Below are 23,726 nucleotides of genomic sequence, written 5' to 3'. Positions count from 1 at the left end.
GGACAAGAGCCCGCCGAAGCGGGGCTCGCGGCGGTCGACCGCCTGGGTGGCGGGCCGTGGGGTGTCGCTCAGGCCGGGCTTCCGCCCGCCGGTGGGCGTCAGGGGGCCAGGAGCCTCCCCAGTTCGCCCCGCCCAGAGACCCCCAGCTTCGGGTACGCCTTGTACAAGTGGTGCCCCACCGTCCGCGGGCTCAAGAACAGCTGCGCCCCGATGTCCCGGTTCGTCGCCCCCGTCGCCGCCAACCTCACCACCTGCGCCTCCTGCGGTGTCAGCCGCGCCCACAGGTCCGGCTCCGTCACCCGCGACCCGTGCGTCTCCCCCGTCGCCCGCAACTCCGCCCGCGCCCGCTCCGCCCACGGCACGGCCCCCAGCCTCACGAACGCGTCCATAGCCCCCCGCAAGTGCGCCCGCGCCCGACTCCGCTGCCGCTCCCGCCTCAGCCACTCCCCGTACAGCAACGCCGTACGCGCCTCGTCGAACAACCGCCGCTCCCGCGCATGCAACCCCAACGCCCGCTCGAAGTGCCCCTCGACCGCCTCCGGAGCCTCCGCCGACAACCCTCTGCACCTCTCCAGCACCGCCAGCGCCCACGGCTGCCCGTTCGCCTCCGCCCAGGGCTCGAACAATCCCATCGCATCCACCCGCCCCAGGTCCCCTGCCTGTCCCACCTGCCCCACCCTCCCCGCCCGCATCAAAGCCTCCACCTGATCCGGCGCCCACGTCAGCGCCATCACCGTGTGCCGCTCCGGCCCGCGCATCGCCGCGTCCCACCGATCCGCCGCCGCCTCGAACCGCCCCGCCCCCAGGTCGGCCATCGCCAGCGCCCACGCCCCCGTCGCCACCGTGAACGCCAGCCCGTCCGACACCTCCCCCGACACCTCGGCCCCGCGCACCGCGTCGAGCCACGCCCCCAACGCCCGGAAGTACCCCGCGAGCCTCCGCTGCCCCGTGTCCTCGGCGATCCGCAGACCTTCCGCCGCGACGATCCGTGCGTCGGTGAACTGCCCGAGCCGCGCGCGGGCCTCGCCGAGCGTCGACAGCGTCGTCGGCAGCCAGCCCGCCATGCCGGTCGCGCGGCACTCGTCGGTGAGCGTCTGCGCGATCTCGGCCGCCACATCGTGATCACCGACCGCCGTGGCCAGCGTCGCCGCGTACTGCCGGGCACCGGGCATCCCGCCTCGCAGCGGCCGCGTGATCTCCACCAGCCGGCGAATGTCGGCCACACCCTCCCCCGGCGCCCCCGCCAGCAGGGCGGCGAGCCCTCGCGAAGCCGCCGCGCCCGCGGTGAAGTGCGCGTCGGTGAGCCGGACACCGTCGAAGATGGCGGCCGCCTCCGCCGCACGCTCAGGATCGCCGGTGCGCCAGGAACTCTCGACGATGTGCATGGCCATCACGGCGGCGCGCTCGGGATCGGCCGACGCGACCGCCCGCGCGCCGGTGAGCATCACGCGGTGCGCGGTGGCCACCGACCCGCCGAGTAGTTCGGCCTCACCGCGCAGCTCGGCGACGCGGGCGTGCACGTGCGGGTCGGAGGTGAGCACGGCGGCCCGTTCGGCCAGGTCACGGGCGCGTGAGCCCTGTCCGGAGTCGCCGGCCGACTCGGCTGCCGCGACCAGCCGGGCGGCCCGGGTTCGCGGGTCGGCGGTCAGCTCGGCGGCACGGACCAGCGCGGTCACGGCGGCGGCCTGCCCGCCCCGGGCCTTCGCCCGCTCGGCGGTGGCGGCCAGCTGCGCCGCGGCCTCGTCGTCGGGGCCGGTCGCGGCGGCCGCCCGGTGCCAGGCGCGACGGTCGGCGTCGGCGGCGCCTTCGAGTACTTCGGACAGTGCTTTGTGGACGGCCAACCGCTCGCCGATCGGGGCGGCCTGGCGCACGACGGCGCGGATCAGCGGATGCCGGAAGGCCAGCTCACCGCCGCTCAGTTCGAGTAGTCCGGCCCCGACGGCGGTGTCGGCCGCCGTCGCCGGGACCCCGAGGACCTCGGCGGCGCGCAGCACGACCCCCAGTTCACCGGTGTCCTCGGCCGCCGCGACCAGCAGGAGCGTGCGCGCGTCCGGGTCCAGCGCGGCGATCTCGGCCGCGAAGGCGTCCTGCACCCGGCGCGGCAGCGGCAGCGGCGCACCGGTGGCGTCCTTCGCGCTCGCCGACCTGGCCAGTTCCCGCAGCGCCAAGGGGTTCCCGCCGGTCTCGGCGATGATGCGGGCGCGCAGGTCGGGGGCCAGGCCGCTCGACTCCAGCAGTTCGCGCGCGGCGGCCTCGGCGAGGCCGGGGACGGCGAGTTCGGCGAGCCCGTCGGCGCGGAAGTCGTTGCCCGTGTCGCGAACGGCGAAGAGCATCGCGATCCGGTCGGCGTGCAGTCGGCGGGCGGTGAAGGACAGGGCGTCGGCCGACTCCCGGTCGAGCCACTGGGCGTTGTCGACGACGCAGAGGACGGGCGCGGTCTCGGCGAGTTCGGACAGCAGGGTGAGAGTCGCCAGACCGACGGCGAAGCGGTCGGGCGGGCCGGTCTCGGCGAGGCCGAGGGCGCCGCGGACCGCGGTGGCCTGCGGGCCGGGCAGTGCGTCCACTAGGGACATCGCCGGTCGCAGGACCTGGTGGAGGGCGGCGTAGGGCAGTTCGGCCTCGACCTGGACGCCGGCGGCGCGCAGGACGGTCATGCCGCCGGCCGCGGCGCGGACGTGGTCGAGCAGTGCGGTCTTGCCCGACCCGGGCTCGCCGCGCAGGACGAGCGCGGCGCTCGCGCCGTCGCGTACCCGGGCGAGTGCCTCGTCGAGGACGGCCAGCTGGTCTTCGCGCCCGTAGAGCATGGGTCGAATCTAGTTCGCGGCCGGCGCGACTTTCGCCGTACACCGTCTACACCCGTGGTCGTAGGGGTCCGTTGGGGGACAAACCCCGATGCCGAAGCCGGTGATCATACGTAGGCTTCCAACATATGAGGCGGACGCCGGTCACGACCTACGTCGAATGACCGGTTCGAGGGCCGCCACAACTTCCTAAAGTGGGTCTCACCTGCACCGATACCCACCAAGGAGACCGTGATGAGCATTCCCCGTCCGACCGTGACCGCCGACGTCCAGGCGATCACCGAACTCTTCGAGACCCTGACGACCTCCTGGGCCGCGATGGACGCCGAGGCCTATGCCGCGGCCTTCACCGAGGACGCCGACTACGTCACCTTCATCGGCACCCACCTCAAGGGCCGCCGGCAGATCCGCGAGTCGCACGAGGCCCTGTGGAGCCTGTTCGCGAAGAACACGCGCCTGTACGGCAAGATCATCGAAGTCCGCAAGATCACCGAGGACGTGGCCGTGCTCGTGACCCGGGGCGCGGTCCTCAAAGGTCGGCGGACCGAGCCGAAGCCCGCGCAGCTCAAGGTGCAGACGCTCGTAGCCCTTCGCGGAGCCGACGGCTGGCGGTTCAGCGCCTTCCAGAACACCAAGCACCGCCGGCTCATGGAGCGCTTCGCCGCCAAGAAGGACCCCCGCATCGCCCCCTCCGCCCGCTGACGCCCTCGAAGGAGCCCGCAGTGACCACGCCCGCCCCCGTCCCCGTCCCCGCCGCCCGTCCCGTCAAACGCCGCCGGCTGCTCAAGACCGCGCTCATCGCGGTGCCCGCCGTCGTCGTCGCCGGCGCGGGCGCCGCCGGGATCGTGTGGGCCAACTCGGTCACCGACACCACCGGCGAGGTCGACTTCAAGAACCCGCTCGCCGTGCCGCCCCTGGCACAGTCCACAGTCGATGGTGAGGGACGCCGGGTCTTCGAGCTCACCCTCCAGTCCGGACAGCGGCAGTTCAAGGACGGCGCGGCGACCGGTACCTGGGGCTTCAACGGCGACTACCTCGGCCCGACCATCCGCGCCACCCGTGGCGAGACCGTGCTGTTCAACATCCACAACACCCTCGGCGAGACCACTTCCGTTCACTGGCACGGGATGCACCTGCCCCCGACCGCCGACGGCGGCCCGCACCAGTCCGTGCACGCCGGCAACACCTGGTCGCCGAGCTGGAAGATCGAGCAGCAGGCCGCCTCCCTGTGGTACCACCCGCACCCGCACGGCGAGACCTTCCTGCACGTCTACCGGGGCCTGGCGGGCATGTTCCTCATCGACGACGAGGAGTCGGCCGCCCTGGCCCTGCCGAAGGACTACGGCCTCGACGACTTCCCGCTCATCGTGCAGGACCGCACGTTCGACGGCGACAACCAGTTCGACGAGTCGCAGGGCCTGATCGCCAACGTCGGATACCTCGGCGACGAGATCCTCGTCAACGGCACGCACTCGCCGTACCTGGACGTCACCACCACCCGCGTGCGGCTTCGCATCCTCAACGGTTCGGGGTCGCGGGCCTTCAACTTCGGCTTCGCCGACGACCGGACCTTCGCCCTCATCGGCACCGACGGCGGCCTGCGCGACGTCCCCTACGGCACCGACCGGATCCAGCTCTCCCCGGCCGAGCGCGCCGAGATCGTCGTCGAGATGACGCCCGGCGAGAAGGTCGTGCTGCGCTCGTACCCGGCCGAAGGCCTTGGCATGGACCTGTTCTCCTCGCGCTTCGACGGTTGCGACGACTCCTTCGACGTCCTCGAACTGCGCGCCGCCGCGACCCTCGCCGAGTCGCCCGCCGTGCCGGCCGAGTTGGTCGAGATCCCCGAGCTGGACGCCGACAAGTCCGCCGAGACCCGCGACTTCCAGATCTCCGGTTTCACACTCAACGGCGAGGCGATGGACATGGAGCGCATCGACTTCGCCGTGCGGAAGGACTCCGTGGAGATCTGGGAGCTGGAGAACTTCGACTCGCAGTTCCACAACTTCCACGTGCACGACGTCCAGTTCCAGGTCCTCAAGGTCAACGGCAAGAAGCCCCCGGAGCACCTGCGCGGATGGAAGGACACCGTGCACGTCAAGCCGGGCGGGAAGACGCGGATCATCATGCAGTTCAAGGACTTCGCCGACCCCGACATGCCCTACATGTGCCACTGCCACGTCCTCTACCACGAGGATCAGGGCCTGATGGGGCAGTTCGTGGTGCTCGACAAGGGACAGAAGGTCGGCAAGCCGCCGAAGGACGGGCACGTGGGGCACTGAGCACTCGTCCGCCGGGCGGCGGTCGTGGGCCGCCTTCGCAGGAGATCTAACCCCGGTACTCGCGCAGCATGGCGTCGCCGGCCTGCACGTAGGCCTCGAAGAAGTCGGCGATCCCGTCGAGCCGTTCGCGCGCGGGGTCGGCGTCGGTCAGGCCGGTGCCGCCGCGCAGCGTGCTCACGAAGCTGCGGGTGCGTTCGTGGCTGGCGGCCAGCAGCTGCTCGAAACCGCCCGTCGCCTCGATCAGCAGGCGGCGGCTGCCCGGCTGGGGAAGCGCCCTGGCCAGGCCCCACGACACCAGCTCCCGCACGGAAGTGCTCACCGCGCCCTTGCTGAGTTCGAGCGCCTCGCTCATGTCGTCGAGCGACACCGGCCGCGAGGTGAGCAGGAGGTGCCCGTAGACGCGCCCGGTGGCGCGGGGCAGGTTCCACGAGGCCAGGATGTCGCCCATGGAGGCGACGAAGGCCGTGCGGTCGTCGGGCATGCTCATCGCCCCTGTTCTGTGTTCGCGGCGGCCCCGGCCTCCCAGGACGCGATGAGTTCGCGCATCGCCCGGCTCGTCGCGGCGGGGTTGTCGAGGGTCACGATATGCCCGGCGCCGGGGATGACGTGTTCGGCCACGCGTTCGGCGGCCGCCCACCGGGGCATCGCGGTGGCGATGTTGCCGGTCTTGTCCTTCTCCCCGCGGATCAGCCCCAGCGGGACGGGCGTGCGGTAGGCCGCGTCGGGTTCGACGAGCGAGGTGGTCGCGCGCCACACGTCGAGGAAGACCGGCTTGGGCATGCGCGCGAAGGTCGCCTCCGCCGAGGCGATGCCTTCGGGGGTCACGGCCGAGGCCTTCGCCATGAGCGCGGGCAGCCGGGAGGCGGGGATCATGGCCAGCGACGGGGCCGCAAGGCGCAGCATCGCGCGCTCGAAACGGCTCAGCGGCCCGGTGTTCCAGGTCGAGTCGACGACGATGAGCGCGAACGCCCGGTCGGGCCGCAGACGCACGAACGCCTGCGACAGGTTGCCGCCGAGGGAGTGGCCGGCCAGGACCGGCCGGGAGAGGCCTAGGTGGTCGAGCAGCGCGCCGAGGCCGTCGAGGGCGATCCGCGCGGTGAAGCGCGTGCCCGGGGCGAGCAGGGACTCACCGTGGGCGGGCAGGTCCCAGGTGACGACGCGGTGGCCCTCGACGTGCAGGGCCTCGGCCTGCGCCTCGAACATGGCGTGGTCCATGCCCGCGCCATGGGTCAGGACGACGGGGCGTCGGCGTCCGGGCCGGTCGCGGTAGCGCAGGCGGGTGCCGGGAAGGTCGAGCAGGCCGGACAGATTCTCCATATTCAGATTGTAGTGAATATAAGCGGGCTGCCGGTCCCCGGGCAACAAAAAAGGAAGGCGAGCCCGGGGCTCCCTTCCACTATCAACATATATACAGGGCCCCGCTCACCAGGCCACACCGGCCCCCCTCTCCCGCCGTCGGCGTGGGCAATAATCGCTGCTCACAGCCATGACGCACACCGGGAGCTCCCATACGCACGCCGCCACACCCCAGCGCCGAGACCCGCACCGAAGCGACCGTACCCACCTCCGCACCGCACCCGATCGGAGCTGACGCCGTGACCGCCTTCGACCTTCCCGCCAACCTCGCCGCCAAGGCCGCCCCGGCCCTGATCGCCGACGACGAGCGCCACTTCGCCCTCATCGCCGAGACGCTGCGGAAGAACATCGACGAGCTCCAGGACCGCCTCGACGCCGCGCGCAGGACACAGACGCGCCACGGGCAGGCCGCCATGGACCGCGACGAGGAGATCTACCGCCTCACCGCGCGGCTGCGCACCTTGCGCCGGTTCGGGGTCGACCTCACCCTCGGCCGCATCGTCGGCGAGGACGGCCGCACACCGGTGTACGTGGGCCGCCTGGGTCTGACCGACGACGACGGGCGGCGTCTGCTCCTCGACTGGCGCGCGCCGGCCGCCGAGCCCTTCTTCGGCGCGACGCACGCCAACCCGATGGGCCTGGTCAGCCGCCGCCGCTACCGCTGGACCGACGGCCGCGTCACCGACTACTGGGACGAGGTCTTCACCGCCGAGGGCCTTGAGGACAACGCCGCCCTCGACGACCAGTCGGCGTTCATCGCCAGCCTCGGCGGCAGTCGCTCGTCGCAGATGCGCGACGTCCTCGGCACGATCCAGGCCGACCAGGACGCGATCATCCGCGCCGGCTCGAACGGCGCCCTGATCGTCGACGGCGGGCCCGGTACGGGAAAGACCGTCGTCGCCCTGCACCGCACGGCCTATCTGCTCTACGCCGACCCCCGGCTCGGCCACCGCAACGGCGGCGTCCTGTTCGTCGGCCCGCACCAGCCCTACCTGTCCTATGTCGCCGACGTCCTGCCGAGCCTGGGCGAGGAGGGCGTCAAGACCTGCACGCTGCGCAACCTCGTCCCGGAGGGCGCGGCCGTCGCCGAGGAGACCGACCGGGAGGTCGCGCTCCTCAAGGGGTCGATCGACGTCGTGAAGGTCCTCGACGAGGCCGTCCGCTTCTACGAGGAGCCGCCGGCCAAGGGCATGCTCGTGGGCACGCCGTGGTCGCAGATCCGGCTGACCGTCGCCGACTGGGCCGAGGCCTTCCGTGCCCCCGGCCCTGGGACGCCGCACAACGAGGCGCGCGAACAGATCTGGGACATGCTCGTGGCGATCCTGGTCGACAAGCACGACGACGAGGAAACCGCCGAGGAGCTGCGCAAGTCCCTCGAACGCAACGGGGAACTGCGCGCGGCGCTCAACCGCGCGTGGCCGCTGCTGGAGCCCGACGACATCGTCGGCGACCTCTGGGCGGTCCCGGCCTACCTGCGCAAGTGCGCGCCCTGGCTCGCGCCGCAGGACGTGCGCAGGCTCAAGCGCGCCGACGCGCAGGCGTGGACGCTGTCGGACATCCCGTTCCTCGACGCCGCGCGCCACCGGCTCGGCGATCCGGAGTCCTCGCAGCGGCAGCGCCGTCTCAAGGCCGCCGAGGCCGCCGAGCGCGAGAAGATGGACATGGTGGTCAGCGACCTCATCGCCGCCGACGACGGGGAAGGTCTCGTCACGATGCTTCGCGCCGAGGACATCCAGAGCGTCATCGTCGACGTGAGCCCGCACGACACCGGCGGCGAGGACGAGTACGCCGGGCCCTTCGCGCACATCGTCGTCGACGAGGCGCAGGAGCTCACCGACGCCGAGTGGCGGATGCTGCTGCTTCGCTGTCCCTCGCGCAGTTTCACCATCGTCGGCGACCGGGCGCAGGCCCGGCACGGTTTCACCGAGTCGTGGACCGAGCGGCTGGCGCGCATCGGCCTGACGAACGTCGAGACGGCCTCGCTGAGCATCAACTACCGCACGCCCGAGGAGATCATGGTCGAGGCCGAGCCGGTCATCCGGGCGGCGCTGCCCGACGCCAACGTGCCGACCTCGATCCGCAAGAGCGGCATCCCGGTCGTGCACGGGTCCACTTCGGACCGCGAGGCGATCCTGGCGAACTGGCTCGCCGAGCACCCCGAGGGGATCGCCTGTGTCATCGGCGATCCGGGCTTCGAGGCGCGCTCGCGCGTGCGCTCGCTGACGCCGACGCTGTCGAAGGGCCTGGAGTTCGACCTGGTGATCCTGGTCGACCCGGAGGACTTCGGTGAGGGCATCGAGGGCGCGGTGGACCACTACGTCGCGATGACACGGGCGACGCAGCGACTGGTGGTGCTGACGAGTGCGTAGGCGCTGGACTCCGGGCGTGGAGGCCTAGACCGAGGCGGACACCGTCAGCACGCTCACGGTCTCGTCCCCGACGAACATGACCGCGGCGATGACGCCGAAATCTTCATCGTCGTCGCTGTCGTTGTCGGGCAGGGGCACACCGATGCCGTAGACCGCGCGCACGTCGGCGCCCGCGAGTTCGCGGGCGCCGGCGAGCACCTCGTCGCCGAGGCGGCCGACGAGCCGGTCGCCGGGGTAGCGGGCCTCGGGGTCGCCGAGGGCGTCGTCGTCGATGAGTTCCATGGCCCAGGCGCCGCTGCGGGCGCCGGCGTCGTTGTGCTCGTGGAACCACTCGGCGAACTCGGTCCACGCCACGTCGTCGACGGGCACGGGTGGGCCGGGCTCGTCCCACAGGTGGCCGAGCAGCCGCTCGGCGGTGGTCGAGGTGGGCCACCAGGCGGCGAAGGCGGGCAGGTCGGTGGGGTCGTCGAGGCCGTGGCGTTCGGCGGAGACGTCGACGTCGAGCCGGTCGTTGTTGTTGAGCCACACGTACTCGCCGAGGACCGCGCAGGTGAGCCGCAGCCGCTCGAAGGGATCGGCCGGGTCCGTCTGCGTGGCGGGTGTGAGGGAGAGGCCGAAGACCTTGCCGCCCTCGGCATTCTTGCCGACCACGACGAGCTCGCCGGGCGTTGCGGTGGTGACCTGGACCAGCTCGCCGGCCTCGGTGGCGAGTGCGGCGGCGAGTGCGGCGATGAGGACGCGGGTGGGCTCGTCGAGGGGACGGCCGAGCGGCTGCTCGACGAAGTCGGTGAGCAGCCGCTCGACGGCGTCGGGTCCGTCGAGCGGGGTGACCGGAGAGCCCTGCGGGATCGCGTCGACGAACTCGGCGGCGACCGTCGGCGCGCCCTGTCTGACCAGCCAGTGGCCGAGGAGTTCGACGGCGGGACCGAATTCGAGCGTGGACATGGCTCTCCTGTCATCCGGGAAGACCCGACTCTAGTGCGGTCCGGCCGCCGGCTCGCCGATCACCGCGGACCGGTGACGTGGAGCAGCGCGTCGGCCTGATCGAGGGTCTCGGTGTCGAGGGGGAAGTAGCCCTGCATCGGGTTGGTGTCGGTGCGCGTCTGGGCGGAGCCGAGTTCGGGAACCGTTGTCAGCGACCACTTTCCGTCCGGTCGCTGGAGGGCCGCCTCGTAGGTGCCCGCGGGAGGTTCGCCGAGCTCGATGGCCGAGCTGCTGCCGAGGCTGCCGGCGATGAAGGCGTAGCGGTCGCCGAGGATCGGGGCGATGAGCGCGCCGGCCGGGGGCCAGGTGACGTTGTAGGGGCCCATCGTCATCTGGGCGAAGTTCTTCTGCAGGTGGCGGTTGTGGGCGTAGACGAGGGTGGGGCCGCGGTGGGATTCGCGCTCGCGGATGTCGAGGAGGTTCTTGGCCATGATGCCGTCGCGCATGGCCGACAGGCGGCAGATGCGGCGGGTCTCGTCCATTTGTTCGGCCGACTGGCGGTGGTAGCGCAGGAGATCGATGCCGGCTTCGAGGTGGAGTCGGGCGCGGTGCCAGGCGGGGTGCGAGCGGTCGCGGCTGTTGAGGGCGGTGCGGAGGTCTTCGGCGATCGCCCGGAGCCGTGCGGCTTCCGCAGAGCGGCCGGGGGACTTGGTGGAGTCCATGATGGACTCGGTGCGGTGCCACTTCTCGTCGTCGCCGGCGACCCCGGCGATGTCGAGGTCGAGCTTCAGGAAGTCCCGGGCGTGTTCGAGGTAGGTGCGGGGGCTGGGGGCGTTGACGGTCTCGGTCTGGAAGTCGAAGCCGTGGAAGGAGATGCGCTCGGCGGGCGGGCGGCCCTCGTTGTGGTCGCGCAACCAGGCGACGAGGGTGCGGTTGGCGGGGACTTTGCCGAACTCGTGCGAGAAGCCCTCGGACATCACGGAGTCGAGGGTGCCGACGCCTTCGCGGACGTAGTCGTCGACGGCGAGGCCCGCGATCCGGTCGCTCTCGATGGCGAAGGAGCGAAAGCCGAGGTCGGTGAGGGTGGCGAGTTGTTCGAAGAGCTCGTTGCGGTGGCGGGCGAAGGCCGGTTCGAGGTGGGTGGGCTCGCCGAGGCCGAGGAGTTCGCAGGAGGGCGGGACGAGGTCTTCGAGGGTCTTTTCGGTTGCTGGCATGTGTCCCAATCTTATCTTTGAGACAGCCGTTGAGACTTTGGCGGCGTTCGTCGCGTATGTGGTCGGTAAAGTCTCAACACGATGAGAAGACTGCGACCGACGGATCTGGCCCGCGAGCACGGGATCTCCACTCAGGCCGTGCGCAACTATGAGGCCGACGGCTTCCTGCCGGAAGCGGAGCGGACGGCGAGTGGGTACCGGGTCTACACGGAGGTTCACGCCGCTGCGCTCAGGGCCTATCTGGCTCTCGTCGTGGCCTATGGGTACGCGACGGGAGGGAGGGTGATGCTCGCGGCGAACGACGGGAACGTCGATGACGTGCTGCTGACGATCGACCGGGGGCACAGCAGGTTGTTGAGGGATCGGGCGACTCTTGAGTCTGTGCGTGAAGCCGTGGGCGACCTGGTGCGCGGGGGCGAGGATGAACCGGGTGTGGCCGACGGAGGGTCGGCGGGCTCGGCCGCCGAGCCTCGGTCCATCGGCGAGCTGGCTCATCTGCTGGGGGTGACGCCGGCGACGCTGCGGAACTGGGAGGAGCTCGGGATCCTCTCGCCCAGAAGGGATCCGGGGACGGGGTATCGGGTTTACGAGGCGGCCGACGTTCGTGATGCCGAGCTGGCGCATCTGTTGAGGCGTGGGGGTTACCTCTTGGGGCAGATCGGCGAGGTGGTGCGGCAGGTGCGGGCGGCCGGGGGGACGGAGGGTTTGTCTCGTGCGTTGAGCGATTGGCGGGACAGGTTGCGGTGGCAGGGTTTGGCGATGCTGAAGGCGGCCACTCGGCTGAGTGCGTACCTGGAGGTGCGGGGCGGGGACGCAGAGGGCGCGGAGAGTTGAGTGGTCAGGGACGGTTGAAGGCTGGGCAGCGGGAACAGAGCTGGTCGCATCGGTGAACAAGCTGGGATGGAGGACCGTGGTGTTCGTCGAGATCGTCTTCGTGGGGCTGCCGATCGACCGTGATGAGGTCGAGGAGGCGTTGGAAGCGGCGTTCGAGCTCGACGGCGAGGTCAGCGGGGCGGGCGGTGGCATGGGCCGCTGCCACCTTGACCTGGAGATCGCGGCGAGCTCGGACCCGACCGCGGCCCTGGAGCGGATCCGGGCCGTGCTGTCCGGGTTGGGAGTCGACGACTGCGCGACTCTGACCGTCAGCGCCGGATGAGCGTCCACAAAGGGCGGTGTTGGTTCACGGCCTGTCTCGGGCGTGTGCTGAGCGTGCCCCGAACTCGCCCGACACTGCACAAGACACGCCCTAGCCGTCGAACTCGCCGGACTTGAGGCCGGCGACGAAGCCGGTCCAAGTGTCGGGCGTGAAGGTGAAGACGGGGCCGGTGCGGTCCTTGGTGTCTCGGGGGCGATGCCGGTGCCGTTGGCGAGGTGGCCCGCTTCGATGCAATTGCCCGCGTTCCCGCCGCCTCCACCGCGGCTGCTCGTGCGCCGACTCCGCGGCCGCCACCGCATGTGGGACCTCCACGACCCCCAAGACCTCACCCGCTTCAGCTGACGGACCCGCCCCAAACCCTCCCGAACCGTGCCGCCCGAGCCATCCCCCCGAGCCTTGACCTAGAGCGCGCTCCAGGTCGTAGCGTCGCCGCCATGACCACACCGCAACACAAGATCGGTTCGGGCTTCGGCGCCACCAGCACCGCCTTCAACGTCCTGCGCGGCATCGACCTGCACGGCAAACTCGCCGTCGTCACCGGCGGCTACTCCGGCCTCGGCCTCGAAATCACCCGCGCGCTCACCGGCGCCGGCGCCCGGGTCGTCGTCCCGGCACGACGACCCGACGTCGCCGCCGAGAACCTCGCCGACATCCCCAACACCGAGGTCGACACCCTCGACCTCGGCGACCTCGACAGCGTCGCCGCCTTCGCCGAGCGCTTCAGCGCCTCCGGCCGCCGCATCGACATCCTCATCAACAACGCCGGCATCATGGCCTGCCCCGAAACGCGCATCGGCCCCGGCTGGGAAGCGCAGTTCGCCACCAACCACCTCGGCCACTACGCCCTCGCCAACCGCCTCTGGCCCTCGCTCGCACCCGGCGCCCGCGTCGTCGTCGTTTCCTCCGGCGATCTTCGGCGCTCACCGATCCGCTGGGACGACGTCCATTTCGGGCAGGGCTACAACAAGTGGGAGGCCTACGCCCAGGCCAAGACCGCCAACATCCTCTTCGCCGCCCACCTCGACGCCCTCGCCCGCGAGTCGAAGGTCCGCGCCTTCTCCCTCCACCCCGGCGCCATCCTCACGCCCCTCCAGCGGCACCTGCCCAAGGCCGAAATGGTCGCCATGGGCTGGATCGACGAGGACGGCAAGGAGATCGGCGAGGGCTTCAAAACCCCCGAACAGGGTGCCGCGACGGCCGTCTGGGCAGCGACCTCACCGCAGCTCGAAGGACTGGGCGGCGTGCACCTCCAAGACTGCGAGGTCGATGAGGCCCCCGACCCGGCACCGGAGGCCATCGCCCCCGCCGAGGCCGCGCGGCTGTGGACGCTCTCGGCGCAACTGACCGGAGTCGACGCCTTCGCCGGGAAGTAGCCTCCCGCCGACGCAAGGGTGGGACCGCGCGCAGGGTGGGGCTGCCGCGGTCCCGCCACCACAAGCGATCCCGATCTCCCCGACATTCCACAAGAGACGAAACCAGGCGTGCCGACGTCCCCCGAACGCTTAACCGTCCCGCCCCGACCCTCCTAGCCCCCGCCCCGCCCCGCCAAGCCGCATCCCTCGCAAGGACGACCGGTCAGGAATCGAGAAGCGCAGGTCACGGCCCCGCACTAGCGTCGAAGGCGTCAAAGCCCGACCTCACCACCGGAGGCCACGATGAGTTCCGACAACACCGCCGCAGCCACCCGCGGTCCGCGGGTCCGGACCTTCCACCGCTGGACGTCGATCGTGTTCACCACGACCACCGTGATCACCGCGCTCACCCTGGCGTTCGGCGGCCAGTCCCTCGCATGGGTCTCCTACGTGCCGCTGCTCCCGCTGGCGGCACTTCTCGCCACGGGACTATTCATGTTCTTCCAGCACTACGCCGCCAAGAGCCGCCGCGCGAAAGGCTGACCCGGGGCTCAAGATTCGCTCAAGGTAAACCGCCGGGCTCCTGCCTACCGTGGGCCGAAGATCCAGCCCACCCGACAGGAGCCTCGCACTTCATGCACCCGCTAGCCCGTGTGTTCCAGATCGTCCTGCTCGTCGCCGGCGTCGCGCTCGCCGGCATCGGCTACATCATCTACTACGACGACTTCCAGCAGAACACGTCGATCAGCTTCAACTGGGACTGCCAGGTCCGCAGCGAAGTCCAGGAATGCCGCTCCGTCAACGGAAGCCTCGACGCCGGTTCCCGCGACGAGGGTCTGATGAACATCGGCTTCGGCCTGGTCCTGGTCCTCGCCGGCGGCGTCGTGAGCATCGGGGGACGCCGCCGCGCCGACCAGTCCGCCCCGGTCTCGTCACCGGCCCCGGTCTCCGGACCGCCGCAGCCGGTCTACCAGGGGCCCCCTCCTCCACCGCAGCAGGCTGGACCAGTACCACCCCAGCGCTTCTGACGGTGTGAGAGCTTCCCGGCCGGTCCCATTGGGGCGGACCGGCCGGGACGGTCTCCTGTTCTCTACTTCCCTTACCGCGCCTACTTCGGCGCGGTCGCGTCGTCCGAACCGAGCGGCACCACGCACATCTCCCACGAGGTCCTGCCCTTGCGCCCGGCACCCTCGTAGAAGGCCTGACCGTCGGGGTAGGGATCGCAGGTGTGCAGGTCGCGGTCGTACTTTCCGCCGGTCTGCACGGCGACGACCTCATAGGCCGCCGTCGGGTCGGAGCAGTCGACCAGCAGCCAGCCCGCGAACTCCTTGGTCGTGGCGCTGAGGCAGTCGCCGACCTCGGGCCGTCCGTTGTAGATGAAGCCGTAGTAGACCCCGAAGTACGCCGCCGCACCGCCGAGCGCGATCACGATGATGATCCGCAGGAAGCGCTGGAGCTTCCTTCCCCGCTCCAGTCGGGGATCCGGCGCCGGGGGCGGCGGCGGTGCATAGCCCTGCGGCGGCGGAGTCCGCTGCCAGTTCTGGGGCGGGTAGTGCTGGTGCTGCGGGTGGTTCTGCTGCTGCGGGTAGCTCACTGTTCGGCCGGCCTTCCTCGATCGCTTGAGTCAGGCCAGTGTCGGGCGGCGGCCCGCGATAAACCTTGAGCCGAGCTTGAACGCGAGGTCAGGAGTTCAGCGGGTTGACGGGCGCCTCGTCACCGAGGCTGAGCAGCAGCGTCCGCAGCAGTCCGGCGAGTCCTTCGCGGTCGCCGGGGCTGAGCCGGTCGAGGATCTTCGCCTCAAGGTCGACGTGCGCGACGACGACCCGGTCGATCAACTCCAGGCCCGTCGGGGTCAAGGCGATCTGCACGCTGCGCCGGTTGCCGGGATCGACCTCGCGGGTGACCAGCCCTTTCGCGACGAGCCGGTCGATGCGGTTGGTGATCGCGCCGGAGGTGACCATCGCCGACTCCACGAGCTGCCCGGCGGTCAGCGCCGAACCCGAGCGGCGCAGGGTGCCCAGGATGTCGAACTCCCAGATCTGCAGGTCGTAGGCGGCGAAGTTGTCGCGCAGCTCGCGTTCGAGCAGCCGGCAGGCGCGCTGGATGCGGGCCACGACGCCCATGGGCGAGGGGTCGATGTCGGGCCGCTCCTTGCGCCACTGATCGAGCCGCCAGTCGACGTTGTCCTGCACGGTCTCCCCCTCGGCGAACATCTCAATGTCGAACAGTTTGACGTCACCATAACATCGCGCTAGTCTTCTCAACGTTGAAATGTTCAATGTTAAGGAGTTCCCAATGGTTCAGGCACTGAGCCGATCCGGCCCGCGCCCCGCGGCCCCGCCCGGCCGCACCCTCGGACTCACCCTGCTGACCGCCACCGCGCCCGCCAGCTGGGGCACGACCTACCTGGTCACCACCGAGTTCCTGCCCACCGGCCACCCCCTCGTCTCCGGCGTCCTGCGCGCCCTCCCGGCCGGCCTGATCCTGCTCGCCTTCACCCGCCGGCTCCCGCGCGGCGCATGGCTGTGGCGCTCACTGCTGCTCGGCACGCTCAACATCGGCGCCCTGTTCACCCTGCTCTTCGTGGCCGCCTACCGCCTCCCCGGCGGAGTCGCCGCGACCCTCACGGCCGTCCAGCCGCTGCTCGTCGTCGGCCTCGCCTTCCTGCTCCTCGGCGAGAAACCGACCCGCTGGCGCCTGGCCTGGGGAGCCGTCGGCGTGCTCGGCGTCGGGCTGATCGTCCTGCGCGGCACCCTCGCCTTCGACCTGCTCGGCGTCCTCGCCGGCGTCGGCGCCGCCGGAGTCATGGCCGCCGGGATCGTCCTCACCAAACGCTGGGGACGCCCCGAGGGCGCCGGCCCCGCCACCATCGCCGGCTGGCAGCTCACCGCCGGCGGACTCGTCCTCGTCCCGCTCGCCCTCGCCTTCGAAGGGCTCCCGCCCGCCCTCGACCTGCCCGCCATCGGCGGTTACCTGTGGCTCGGCGTGGTCGGCGCCCTGCTGTCCTTCGTCATCTGGTTCAACGGGATCGGACGGCTCCCCGTCGTCGCCGTGTCCTTCCTCGCCCTGCTCTCCCCGGCGGTCGCCACGATCCTCGGCTGGCTCTTCCTCGACGAATCCCTCACTCCCGTGCAGGGACTCGGATTCGTCCTCGCCTTCGCCGCCATCGCCGCCGCCCAGCTCACCCCCGCCGCCGTCCGCAACCTCTTCCACCGAGGAGCATGACCATGTCCCGCACCATTTTGCTCACCGGCGCGACCGGAACCGTGTCCACCGCGCTCATCGCCGAACTCGCCGAGTCCGATGTGGACCTGCGCGCGCTCGTCCTCGACGAGTCCGAAGCCGACGGTCTGCTCGCCCGGGGAGTCAAGCCCTACGTCGGCGACCTCGAAGACCCGCGCACCCTGACCCCCGCTTTCGAAGGCGCGCAGGACCTCTGGCTCCTGACGCCCAACAGTCCCCGCGCTCCCGAGAACCACATGAACGCCCTCTGGGCCGCCCGCCGGGCCGGGGTCGAACGCGTCGTGCGGATGTCGGCGATCGGCGCCGCCCACGACGCCCCCAACCGCTCGGGCAGGCTGCACGCCCTGTCGGACCGCGAGATCGAGAACTCCGGCATGCGCTGGACCATCCTGCACCCGCACTGGTTCATGCAGAACCTCCTCAACGAGGCCGGCGACATCGCCGCCACCGGCACCTTCTCGCTCAACCTCGCCGCCGCGCGCCTCGCCATGATCGACGCCCGTGACATCGCCGCCTCCGCCGCCCGCGTCCTGCTCGACGACCCCGGCCGCCACCACGGCAAGGCCTACACGCTCTCCGGCCCGCGCCTGCTGTCGATGGAAGAGGTCGCCGAGCACCTCGGCACCGTGCTCGGCAAGCCCGTGGAGTACCGCGCGGTCAGCGACGAGACCAAGCGCGCCACACTGCGCGGATACGGCGTCCCGCCCTGGATCGTGGACATGCTGGAGGAGTACGCACAGGCCTACGCCTCGGGCTGGGGCCAGTACTCCACCGACACCGTCGCCGAACTCCTCGGCAGGCCCCCGCGCGACTTCACCGACTTCGCCCGGGACCACGCCGAGGCGTTCGGCGCCTGATCACTACCGTGTCGGTCATGACGGACTTCTGGACGAGCCCGCCGGACACACTGGTACGAGGCTCGGGGATCTACACGGTCACGGTCGTGCTGCCACCGATCGAGTCCCCCGCCTGGCCCGCGAACGACCCCGCCCGAGCACGCGAGTTCGCCGCGGCCCTCGACACGGTCGACGAAGTCCTCGAATACGAGGGCGAACAACGCGTCGCAGGCGGCTTCGGGCTACAGACCCGCGCCGACCTGGAGTGGATCCAGGTCGGCGTGTGGGGCAACGTCATCGGCGTCTGCGACCCCGCGCTGGCCGACAACGGCAACTCCTGGCCGGTACTTGAGCAGGTCACCGAACTCGCGAAACGCCTCCCCGGCGCGAAGATCATCGGCAACGCCAGCGTGGACCGGGGTGAGTCGCACGAAGAGGTCGCGTGGGTCGTCCCCGGCTTCGAACCCGTGCACTCCGAGGGCTGGGCGATCAACGAAGACCCCGCGCTGTGGACGCTCACCGGCGACCCGCAGGCCGTCCTCGACGGATGCGGCCTGGCCGAGCCGTACAGCGGGATCCCTTACGACGCCGAGGATCCCACCGCCACCTACTGGGGCGGGCTGAGCGAGCTGATCCTCGGTGAGCACGACCCGTGGAGCCGGCGGCTGCGGGCCTCGGCGTTCCGGGTCCGCCACACCGAGGACGCCACCGACCGCATGGAAGAGGGCTGGCTCCAGGGCGTGCCTTAGCGCCTACCCGCCTTGCGGCCCTTGAGCTCGTCGGGCGTCGGGGTGTCGACCTTGCGCTCCTCGTCCAAGCGCAGCTCGAAGTGCGACTGGTGGGCCGTGGGGTACCAGAGCTCGTCGTGAGCGGCGAGGGCCGCCGCGACGGCTCCGCCCGACCCGCGCCTGCGCACCCGCCGGCCCGCCCACACGAGCCCGCCGATGACGGCGGCGACCCCGAGGGCGGTGAGAGCGTACGGCAGCAGCTGGTTCACGCCGTCGAGAATACGCCGTTCAGAGGTCCATGCCCGGATTCGCGCCGGTGGCGATCTGGCCGCCGAACTCCGGGTCGCGCCCCCAGCCGCCGTCGGCGCGTTTGGCCAGTTTCGAGATCGAGTGCCATTCGAGCTGGTCGGAGACGTTCCACTGCTGTTCCGCCAGCGTGTTCGTGGCCAGCACCCACTCACCGAAGGTCGCGACGTAGAGCACGTGCGTCGCCCGACTGGAGCGGTCGGGATAGACGGGGCCGGGCGCGTCGATCGAGTAGATGTGCCCGTCGCCGGTCGGGGTCAGGTGCTCGTCGGAGTCGTTGGAGTCGTCGTCGGTGTGGTCGAGACTTCTCTTGAGGGTCCACTCGCCGCCGACGCGGTAGTAGAGGCGCATGGTGACCCAGCGCTTGAAGTCGAAGGTCGTGTCGCCGTGGTCGCCGACGACGTCGCCGCGGATCTCCATGCCGTTGTTGCCGCGACCGGGGACCAGGCCGAGGCGTCCGCCGCCGAACTGCGCGAGATCCCTGCCCGGGGCCTGGTTCTGGCCGCTGATCGAGCCCTCGGCCCGGAAGCTCAGGTTGACCCACAGCGAGCCGTCGGGCTGCGGCCGGTGCCCGGCCAGTGGCCGGCCGAGCACCGCGAGCACCGAGCCTCGGCGGGCCGCGTCGGGGACCAGCGCGGCGAAGCGCAGCTGCGAGCCGCCGAGGAGCGCGTCCCGGATGATGTGGGCGTTGTCGTGGCCCTGCTTGCCGACGAGCGTGCGCAGCAGGGCGAAGCGGTTCGCCTCGCGCATGCGCATGACGGCCGTGGCCAGCTTGTTCGGTGTCGCCTCGATGACGTTGCCGAGCAGTTCGAAGGCCTCGGCCTCCGACATGGCGGCCGCGCCGGTGAGCAGCCGTTCCTCGCGCAGGGCGCTGTTGCCGGCCCTGACGAGTTCCCGACCGACCCCGGCGGCGTCGAGCACGCCGTCGCGCTGGAGGACCAGGTCGGTCACCGCCCGGTTCCCGGCGGCCCGCTGTAAGGCGAGAAGCGGATGAGTCCCTTGTGGAGTCTTCTGGCCGGTCGTCTTCGCCGTCATCGCGGCGACGGCCCCCCGGTACGCGCGCATGAGGCAATGCTAACTAGAAGCGCTCCCCACGACGCCATACGGCCACAATGGACTCGGTGGCGGAGATGTCGGCGGTCGGATCCCCTTCCGCCAGCAGCAGGTCGGCCTGGAGTCCCGCCGCGACCCGCCCCGGTCATCGAGGCCGAAGGTCCGCGCGGGAACCGAGGTCGCCGAGGCAAGGGCCTCCACCGGGCTCAATCCCGCCGCCACCAGCAACTCCAGCTCGCGATGCGTCGAGTCCCCGTGCTTGGGCGCCCACAGGCTCGCGCCGGTGCCCGCCAGCACCGGCACACCGGCCCGCCGCAGGGCGAGCGCCGCCGCGTCGCGAACTCGCCGACCGCGTCCCCGAGGGCCGCGGCCATCTCCGGCCTCATGCTCTGCGTCGGGTGCCCGCCCGGCGCCGTGGCCAGGACGCCGGCGCCGCGCAGATCGGCGACGTCGTGGCGGGCGGCGGCGGTGCGGCACTGGCGGGCGAGGTTGGCGGGGAGGCAGAACATGTCGAGTTCGGTGGTCACGCCGAAGCGCAGGGCGCGGGAGAGGTCGCCGTCGAGGACGTGGACGTGGGGGTCGATGAGTCCGGGGAGGAGCGTGCTGCCCTCGCCGTTGGTGACGAGGTCGGCAGGCGGGAGCGGTCACGGCGGTGATCGCCGGGCCGTCGACGAGCACGTCGGCGGCGGGGATGACCTCGACGCCGTCGAAGACGCGAACAGACCGCCCGCCTCGACCCGGCCGAACGCGACACCGTCGAGGCGGCCATGCGGGCCATGAGCCGCGCGTTCGCTCCCTGACCCGAGCGGTCAGCGGCCGTGCGCCGGCGGTCAGCCGCCGGTAAGCCGCACTCCGCAAGCTCGGTCTCGACAAGGAACACGAACCGAGCAGGGAGAAAGACCATGAAGACCCAGTCCGTCCTCATCTCCGGTGGCAGCATCGCCGGCACCGCCCTCGCGTACTGGCTGCGCCGCCACGGCTTCGAGGTCGCGATCGTGGAGCTGACCCCGCAACTGCGCAAGGGCGGCCAGGCCATCGACGTGCGCGGGCCGGCCGTCGAGGTCGCCGAGCGGATGGGCGTCCTGGAGAGCCTGCGCGCCCGCCGGATCGTCTCGCACGGCATGTCCATGGTGGACGGTGACGGCACCGAGGTCTACCGCAGCACCGAGCAGACCCTGACCGGCGGCGAGATCGGCAGCCCCGACGTCGAGATCCTCCGCGAGGACCTCGCCCAGGTCATGGCCGGGGCCGCCGAGGGCGTCGAGTACATCTTCGGCGACTCGATCACCGAGATCCGCCAGGACGGCGACGGCGTCACCGTCGAGTTCCAGAACCACCCCGAACGGCGCTTCGACCTCGTCATCGGCGCCGACGGCCTGCACTCCAACACCCGCCGCCTCGTCTACGGCGACGAGCAGGACCACATCACCCACCTGGGCACCTATCTGGCCGTGTGGACCGTGCCGAACTTCCTCGACCTGAAGAACTGGCAGGTGTTCCACCAGATGCCCGGCGACTCCTGGGGCGGCGGCGTCATGAGCGTCCGCGACAACACCGAATGCCGCGCCTACCTTGGTTTCGAGGAGGCCGAGCCGCTCGTCTACGACTACCGCGACCTCGACGCGCAGAAGCGGATCCTCGCCGACCGCCTCGGCAACGGCGCCTGGATCCTGCCGAAGCTGCTCGACCACATGTGGCAGGCCGACGACTTCCACTTCGACTCGATGGCCCAGATCCACCTCGACCACTGGTCGGTCGGCCGCGTCGCGCTGGTCGGCGACGCCGCCCACTGCGGCTCCCCCTTGTCGGGGCAGGGAACCAGCCTCGCCATGGTCGGCGCCTACGTGCTCGCCGGTGAGCTCAAGGCCGCCGGCGGCGACCATGAGATCGCCTTCGGCAACTACCAGGCCGAGATCGGCGCGTGGGTCGCCGATAACCAGCACATGGCGCTCACCAACAAGGCACGCGTCGAGGCCCAGCGCAACGGCGACAGCGAAGAGGAGCCCGGGCTGAGCACCGACGACGACTTCCGGCGGATCGTCGACGGCTACAAGCTCAAGGACTACGCGTAACCGAAAAGCGGCGCTCCGGGCGGCGGAGCGCCGCTTTCGCGTGCGCGCGATGTCACGAGAACACCCGGCCGGCCCGTCTCCTTTGCGAGCGACACGAACAGGAGAAGGCTACGACCACGCCGTCCTGGCCGTCGGCAGCAGCGTCCGGCCGATGGCCGCAACGGTGCCGGTCGGCTCGTGGGAAGGCGCCGAGCGCGCCCGCGTCGCGCTCACCGAGCTGCCCGCCGGAGGGGTCGTGACCGTCATCGGCGGCGGGCCGGCCGGCATCGAGACGGCCTCGGAGACCGCTGAAGCCCGGTCCGACCTGCGGGTGCGGCTGGTGGGGTCGGTGATCGGCGGCACCTTCACCGGACGCGCGAAACAGCGCGTGATCAGCGGCCTGAAGCACATCGGCGTCGAACTCGTCGCCGACGGCGCCACCGCCGCAGTTCCCGGGTCGGCGGCTGAGGCCCCCGGGCACGCGAAAGCCGCCCCGGCGAGGCCGGGGCGGCGGAGCGTTCGCTCGACACCGGTGACGCCGGGCTCGGGCGTCGCCCCGCGTTCCGGGCCCGAAACGAGCCCCGGCAGGGGAACGCGGGAGAGACGGAGTCTCCCCAAGCCCGTCGTCGGGCGCGGCTCTTCGGCGTCGCCGCCGTTGAGACCACAGGCATCTACCCGCACCGCGAGCACGGCAAACCCCGCGCACGCGAAAGCCGCCCCGGCCAAGGCCGGGGCGGCCGCGCGTTCGCTCGCCGACGTCGCCGGAAGGGCGTCCCCTCCGCGCCCCCGGCAGTGGGGCACGTCGGGAACGGAGTCTCCCCTACCTGCGGCAGCGGGCGATCACAGGTTTCCGCGTGCGTCCTGCTCCCGCTCGATGGCCTCGAAGAGCGCCTTGAAGTTGCCCTTCCCGAAGCCGAGCGAGCCGTGCCGCTCGATGAGCTCGTAGAAGAAGGTCGGCCGGTCCTGCATGGGCTTGGTGAAGATCTGCAGCAGGTAGCCGTCCTCGTCGCGGTCGACGAGGATCTTGCGCTTCTTCAGCTCCTCGATCGGCGCCCGCACCTCACCGATCCGCGAGCGCAGCTCGGGGTCGTCGTAGTACGAGTCGGGCGTGTCGAGGAACTCGACGCCGGCGGCGCGCATGGCGTCGACGGAGGCGAGGATGTCGTTGGTGGCCAGGGCGATGTGCTGCGGGCCGGGGCCGTCGTAGAACTCCAGGTACTCGTCGATCTGCGACTTCTTCTTCGAGATGGCCGGCTCGTTGAGCGGGAACTTCACCTTGCGGGTCCCCGAGGCGACGACCTTGCTCATCAGCGCCGAGTACTCGGTGGCGATGTCGTCGCCGACGAACTCCGCCATGTTCGTGAAGCCCATGACGCGCTTGTAGAACTCGACCCACTCGTCCATCTTGCCGAGCTCGACGTTGCCCACGACGTGGTCGACGGCCTGGAAGTAGCGCTTGGGGCCTTCGGTGCGGGTGACGATCGGGCCGCGCGCGACGAAGCCGGGCATGAACGGGCCGGTGTAGCGGGAGCGGTCGATGAGCGTGTGGCGGGTTTCGCCGTAGGTGTCGATCGAGGCGAAGCGCAGTTCGCCGTGCTCGTCGCTGACCGTGGTCGGCTCGGTGTTGCCGACGGCGCCCTGGGAGACGGCGTACTTGTAGGCGGCGTCGACGTCGGGGACCTCCAGCGCGATGTCGACGACGCCGTCGCCGTGCCGCGTGTGGTGGCCGGCGCCGGGCGCCTTGGCGTGGACCGCGCCGCGCAGGACGAAGGTCGCGCCGCCGGAGACGAGGACGTACTCGGCGTAGTCGCGATAGCCCTGCTCGGGGCCGCGATAGGCCTTGAGCTTCATGCCGAAGGCGGTCTCGTAGTAGTGCGCGGCCTGCTTGGCGTTGCCGACCATGAAGGTGATGTGGTCCCAGCCCTTGATGGGGAACGGGTCCTTGGTGATGTCGTGGTCGACGGCACCGACCAGCACCGCTTCATCGATCTCGGGTTCCACCGAAGTCATGGCCGCCTCCTTGCGCGCACGTGTGGGTTCTCGCGAAGCATCGCGTGC

At 71.0% G+C, this 23,726-nt stretch carries 25 protein-coding genes; 13 read left to right on the top strand and 12 right to left on the bottom strand.

Going from position 1 to position 23,726, the window contains the following annotated elements; all coding sequences use genetic code 11:
* Positions 1-98: 98 nt before the first annotated feature.
* Positions 99-2,804, bottom strand: a complete 2,706-nt coding sequence (locus AB0I28_RS29355) for an AAA family ATPase (RefSeq protein WP_357498713.1) — start codon at positions 2,802-2,804, stop codon at positions 99-101.
* Between the two features lie 231 nt (positions 2,805-3,035).
* On the opposite strand from AB0I28_RS29355, the gene AB0I28_RS29350 reads away from it, so the two are divergent.
* Both AB0I28_RS29350 and AB0I28_RS29345 read left to right on the top strand, forming a co-directional pair.
* On the top strand, positions 3,036-3,503 hold the full coding sequence (locus tag AB0I28_RS29350) for an SgcJ/EcaC family oxidoreductase (RefSeq protein WP_357498711.1): 468 nt from the start codon (positions 3,036-3,038) through the stop codon (positions 3,501-3,503).
* Positions 3,504-3,523: 20 nt separating this feature from the next.
* Positions 3,524-5,080, top strand: a complete 1,557-nt coding sequence (locus AB0I28_RS29345) for a multicopper oxidase domain-containing protein (RefSeq protein WP_357498709.1) — start codon at positions 3,524-3,526, stop codon at positions 5,078-5,080.
* 46 nt (positions 5,081-5,126) lie between these two features.
* On the opposite strand, the gene AB0I28_RS29340 is transcribed toward AB0I28_RS29345, so the two are convergent.
* Together AB0I28_RS29340 and AB0I28_RS29335 are read right to left on the bottom strand one after the other, a co-directional pair.
* Positions 5,127-5,567, bottom strand: coding sequence for a hypothetical protein (locus tag AB0I28_RS29340; RefSeq protein WP_357498707.1), 441 nt, complete (start codon positions 5,565-5,567; stop codon positions 5,127-5,129).
* Positions 5,564-6,397 carry an alpha/beta hydrolase gene (locus AB0I28_RS29335; protein ID WP_357498705.1) on the bottom strand — a complete coding sequence of 278 codons (834 nt, stop codon included), beginning with the start codon at positions 6,395-6,397 and terminating at the stop codon, positions 5,564-5,566. The genes AB0I28_RS29340 and AB0I28_RS29335 overlap by 4 nt, the downstream gene beginning before the upstream one ends.
* A 278-nt stretch (positions 6,398-6,675) precedes the next feature.
* Between AB0I28_RS29335 and helR the strand changes: the two genes are divergently transcribed.
* Positions 6,676-8,805, top strand: coding sequence for an RNA polymerase recycling motor ATPase HelR (gene helR, locus AB0I28_RS29330; RefSeq protein ID WP_357498703.1), 2,130 nt, complete (start codon positions 6,676-6,678; stop codon positions 8,803-8,805).
* 24 nt (positions 8,806-8,829) lie between these two features.
* On the opposite strand, the gene AB0I28_RS29325 is transcribed toward helR, so the two are convergent.
* Positions 8,830-9,750, bottom strand: coding sequence for a hypothetical protein (locus AB0I28_RS29325; protein WP_357498701.1), 921 nt, complete (start codon positions 9,748-9,750; stop codon positions 8,830-8,832).
* Between the two features lie 59 nt (positions 9,751-9,809).
* The gene (locus tag AB0I28_RS29320) at positions 9,810-10,943 is read right to left on the bottom strand and encodes an erythromycin esterase family protein (protein ID WP_357498699.1); all 1,134 of its coding nucleotides are present in this window, start codon (positions 10,941-10,943) and stop codon (positions 9,810-9,812) included.
* Positions 10,944-11,024: 81 nt separating this feature from the next.
* On the opposite strand from AB0I28_RS29320, the gene AB0I28_RS29315 reads away from it, so the two are divergent.
* On the top strand, positions 11,025-11,777 hold the full coding sequence (locus tag AB0I28_RS29315) for a TioE family transcriptional regulator (RefSeq protein ID WP_357498697.1): 753 nt from the start codon (positions 11,025-11,027) through the stop codon (positions 11,775-11,777).
* Positions 11,778-11,853: 76 nt separating this feature from the next.
* Entirely contained in the window at positions 11,854-12,099 is a 246-nt protein-coding gene (locus AB0I28_RS29310) for a hypothetical protein (RefSeq protein ID WP_357498695.1), read from the top strand.
* Positions 12,100-12,189: 90 nt separating this feature from the next.
* On the opposite strand, the gene AB0I28_RS29305 is transcribed toward AB0I28_RS29310, so the two are convergent.
* A complete protein-coding gene (locus AB0I28_RS29305; RefSeq protein ID WP_357498693.1) occupies positions 12,190-12,333 on the bottom strand; it encodes a DUF397 domain-containing protein in 144 nt (47 codons plus the stop codon).
* 200 nt (positions 12,334-12,533) lie between these two features.
* Here AB0I28_RS29305 and AB0I28_RS29300 point away from each other — a divergent pair, with 200 nt between their 5' ends.
* The 3 genes from AB0I28_RS29300 to AB0I28_RS29290 all read left to right on the top strand — a co-directional run bounded on the left by AB0I28_RS29300 (position 12,534) and on the right by AB0I28_RS29290 (position 14,479).
* Positions 12,534-13,472, top strand: a complete 939-nt coding sequence (locus AB0I28_RS29300) for an SDR family NAD(P)-dependent oxidoreductase (protein WP_357498691.1) — start codon at positions 12,534-12,536, stop codon at positions 13,470-13,472.
* A gap of 282 nt (positions 13,473-13,754) precedes the next feature.
* On the top strand, positions 13,755-13,994 hold the full coding sequence (locus AB0I28_RS29295; RefSeq protein ID WP_357498689.1) for a hypothetical protein: 240 nt from the start codon (positions 13,755-13,757) through the stop codon (positions 13,992-13,994).
* Positions 13,995-14,086: 92 nt separating this feature from the next.
* Entirely contained in the window at positions 14,087-14,479 is a 393-nt protein-coding gene (locus AB0I28_RS29290) for a hypothetical protein (RefSeq protein ID WP_357498687.1), read from the top strand.
* An 80-nt stretch (positions 14,480-14,559) separates the two neighbouring features.
* On the opposite strand, the gene AB0I28_RS29285 is transcribed toward AB0I28_RS29290, so the two are convergent.
* Both AB0I28_RS29285 and AB0I28_RS29280 read right to left on the bottom strand, forming a co-directional pair.
* The gene (locus AB0I28_RS29285; RefSeq protein ID WP_357498685.1) at positions 14,560-15,045 is read right to left on the bottom strand and encodes a hypothetical protein; all 486 of its coding nucleotides are present in this window, start codon (positions 15,043-15,045) and stop codon (positions 14,560-14,562) included.
* A gap of 88 nt (positions 15,046-15,133) precedes the next feature.
* Complete coding sequence (locus AB0I28_RS29280; protein ID WP_357498683.1) at positions 15,134-15,664, bottom strand: MarR family transcriptional regulator; 531 nt, start codon at positions 15,662-15,664, stop codon at positions 15,134-15,136.
* Positions 15,665-15,746: 82 nt separating this feature from the next.
* Between AB0I28_RS29280 and AB0I28_RS29275 the strand changes: the two genes are divergently transcribed.
* From AB0I28_RS29275 to AB0I28_RS29265, 3 genes are read left to right on the top strand one after another with little or no spacing between them, the layout of a single operon-like run.
* Positions 15,747-16,676, top strand: a complete 930-nt coding sequence (locus AB0I28_RS29275; protein WP_357498681.1) for an EamA family transporter — start codon at positions 15,747-15,749, stop codon at positions 16,674-16,676.
* 2 nt (positions 16,677-16,678) lie between these two features.
* The gene (locus AB0I28_RS29270) at positions 16,679-17,551 is read left to right on the top strand and encodes an SDR family oxidoreductase (RefSeq protein ID WP_357498679.1); all 873 of its coding nucleotides are present in this window, start codon (positions 16,679-16,681) and stop codon (positions 17,549-17,551) included.
* A gap of 17 nt (positions 17,552-17,568) precedes the next feature.
* Positions 17,569-18,279, top strand: coding sequence for a DUF6333 family protein (locus tag AB0I28_RS29265; protein ID WP_357498677.1), 711 nt, complete (start codon positions 17,569-17,571; stop codon positions 18,277-18,279).
* Here the strand turns inward: AB0I28_RS29265 and AB0I28_RS29260 are convergent.
* Both AB0I28_RS29260 and AB0I28_RS29255 read right to left on the bottom strand, forming a co-directional pair.
* On the bottom strand, positions 18,276-18,527 hold the full coding sequence (locus tag AB0I28_RS29260) for a hypothetical protein (RefSeq protein WP_357498676.1): 252 nt from the start codon (positions 18,525-18,527) through the stop codon (positions 18,276-18,278). The two genes, AB0I28_RS29265 and AB0I28_RS29260, sit on opposite strands and share 4 nt — an antisense overlap.
* Before the next feature lie 19 nt (positions 18,528-18,546).
* Positions 18,547-19,629 carry a hypothetical protein gene (locus AB0I28_RS29255; protein ID WP_357498674.1) on the bottom strand — a complete coding sequence of 361 codons (1,083 nt, stop codon included), beginning with the start codon at positions 19,627-19,629 and terminating at the stop codon, positions 18,547-18,549.
* A 386-nt stretch (positions 19,630-20,015) separates the two neighbouring features.
* Here AB0I28_RS29255 and AB0I28_RS29250 point away from each other — a divergent pair, with 386 nt between their 5' ends.
* Together AB0I28_RS29250 and AB0I28_RS29245 are read left to right on the top strand one after the other, a co-directional pair.
* Positions 20,016-20,273, top strand: coding sequence for a hypothetical protein (locus AB0I28_RS29250; RefSeq protein ID WP_357498672.1), 258 nt, complete (start codon positions 20,016-20,018; stop codon positions 20,271-20,273).
* Positions 20,274-20,519: 246 nt separating this feature from the next.
* On the top strand, positions 20,520-21,689 hold the full coding sequence (locus AB0I28_RS29245; RefSeq protein WP_357498671.1) for an FAD-dependent monooxygenase: 1,170 nt from the start codon (positions 20,520-20,522) through the stop codon (positions 21,687-21,689).
* 108 nt (positions 21,690-21,797) lie between these two features.
* On the opposite strand, the gene AB0I28_RS29240 is transcribed toward AB0I28_RS29245, so the two are convergent.
* Entirely contained in the window at positions 21,798-22,079 is a 282-nt protein-coding gene (locus AB0I28_RS29240; protein ID WP_357498669.1) for a hypothetical protein, read from the bottom strand.
* 429 nt (positions 22,080-22,508) lie between these two features.
* Positions 22,509-23,678: a 4-hydroxyphenylpyruvate dioxygenase gene (hppD, locus tag AB0I28_RS29235; RefSeq protein WP_357498667.1), complete on the bottom strand. Its 1,170-nt coding sequence runs from the start codon at positions 23,676-23,678 to the stop codon at positions 22,509-22,511.
* Between the last annotated feature and the right edge of the window lie 48 nt (positions 23,679-23,726).

The sequence above is a fragment of the Phytomonospora sp. NPDC050363 genome, from assembly GCF_040655735.1.
GTDB lineage: Bacteria > Actinomycetota > Actinomycetes > Mycobacteriales > Micromonosporaceae > Phytomonospora.
This window is presented reverse-complemented; position numbering and strand designations above follow the sequence as displayed.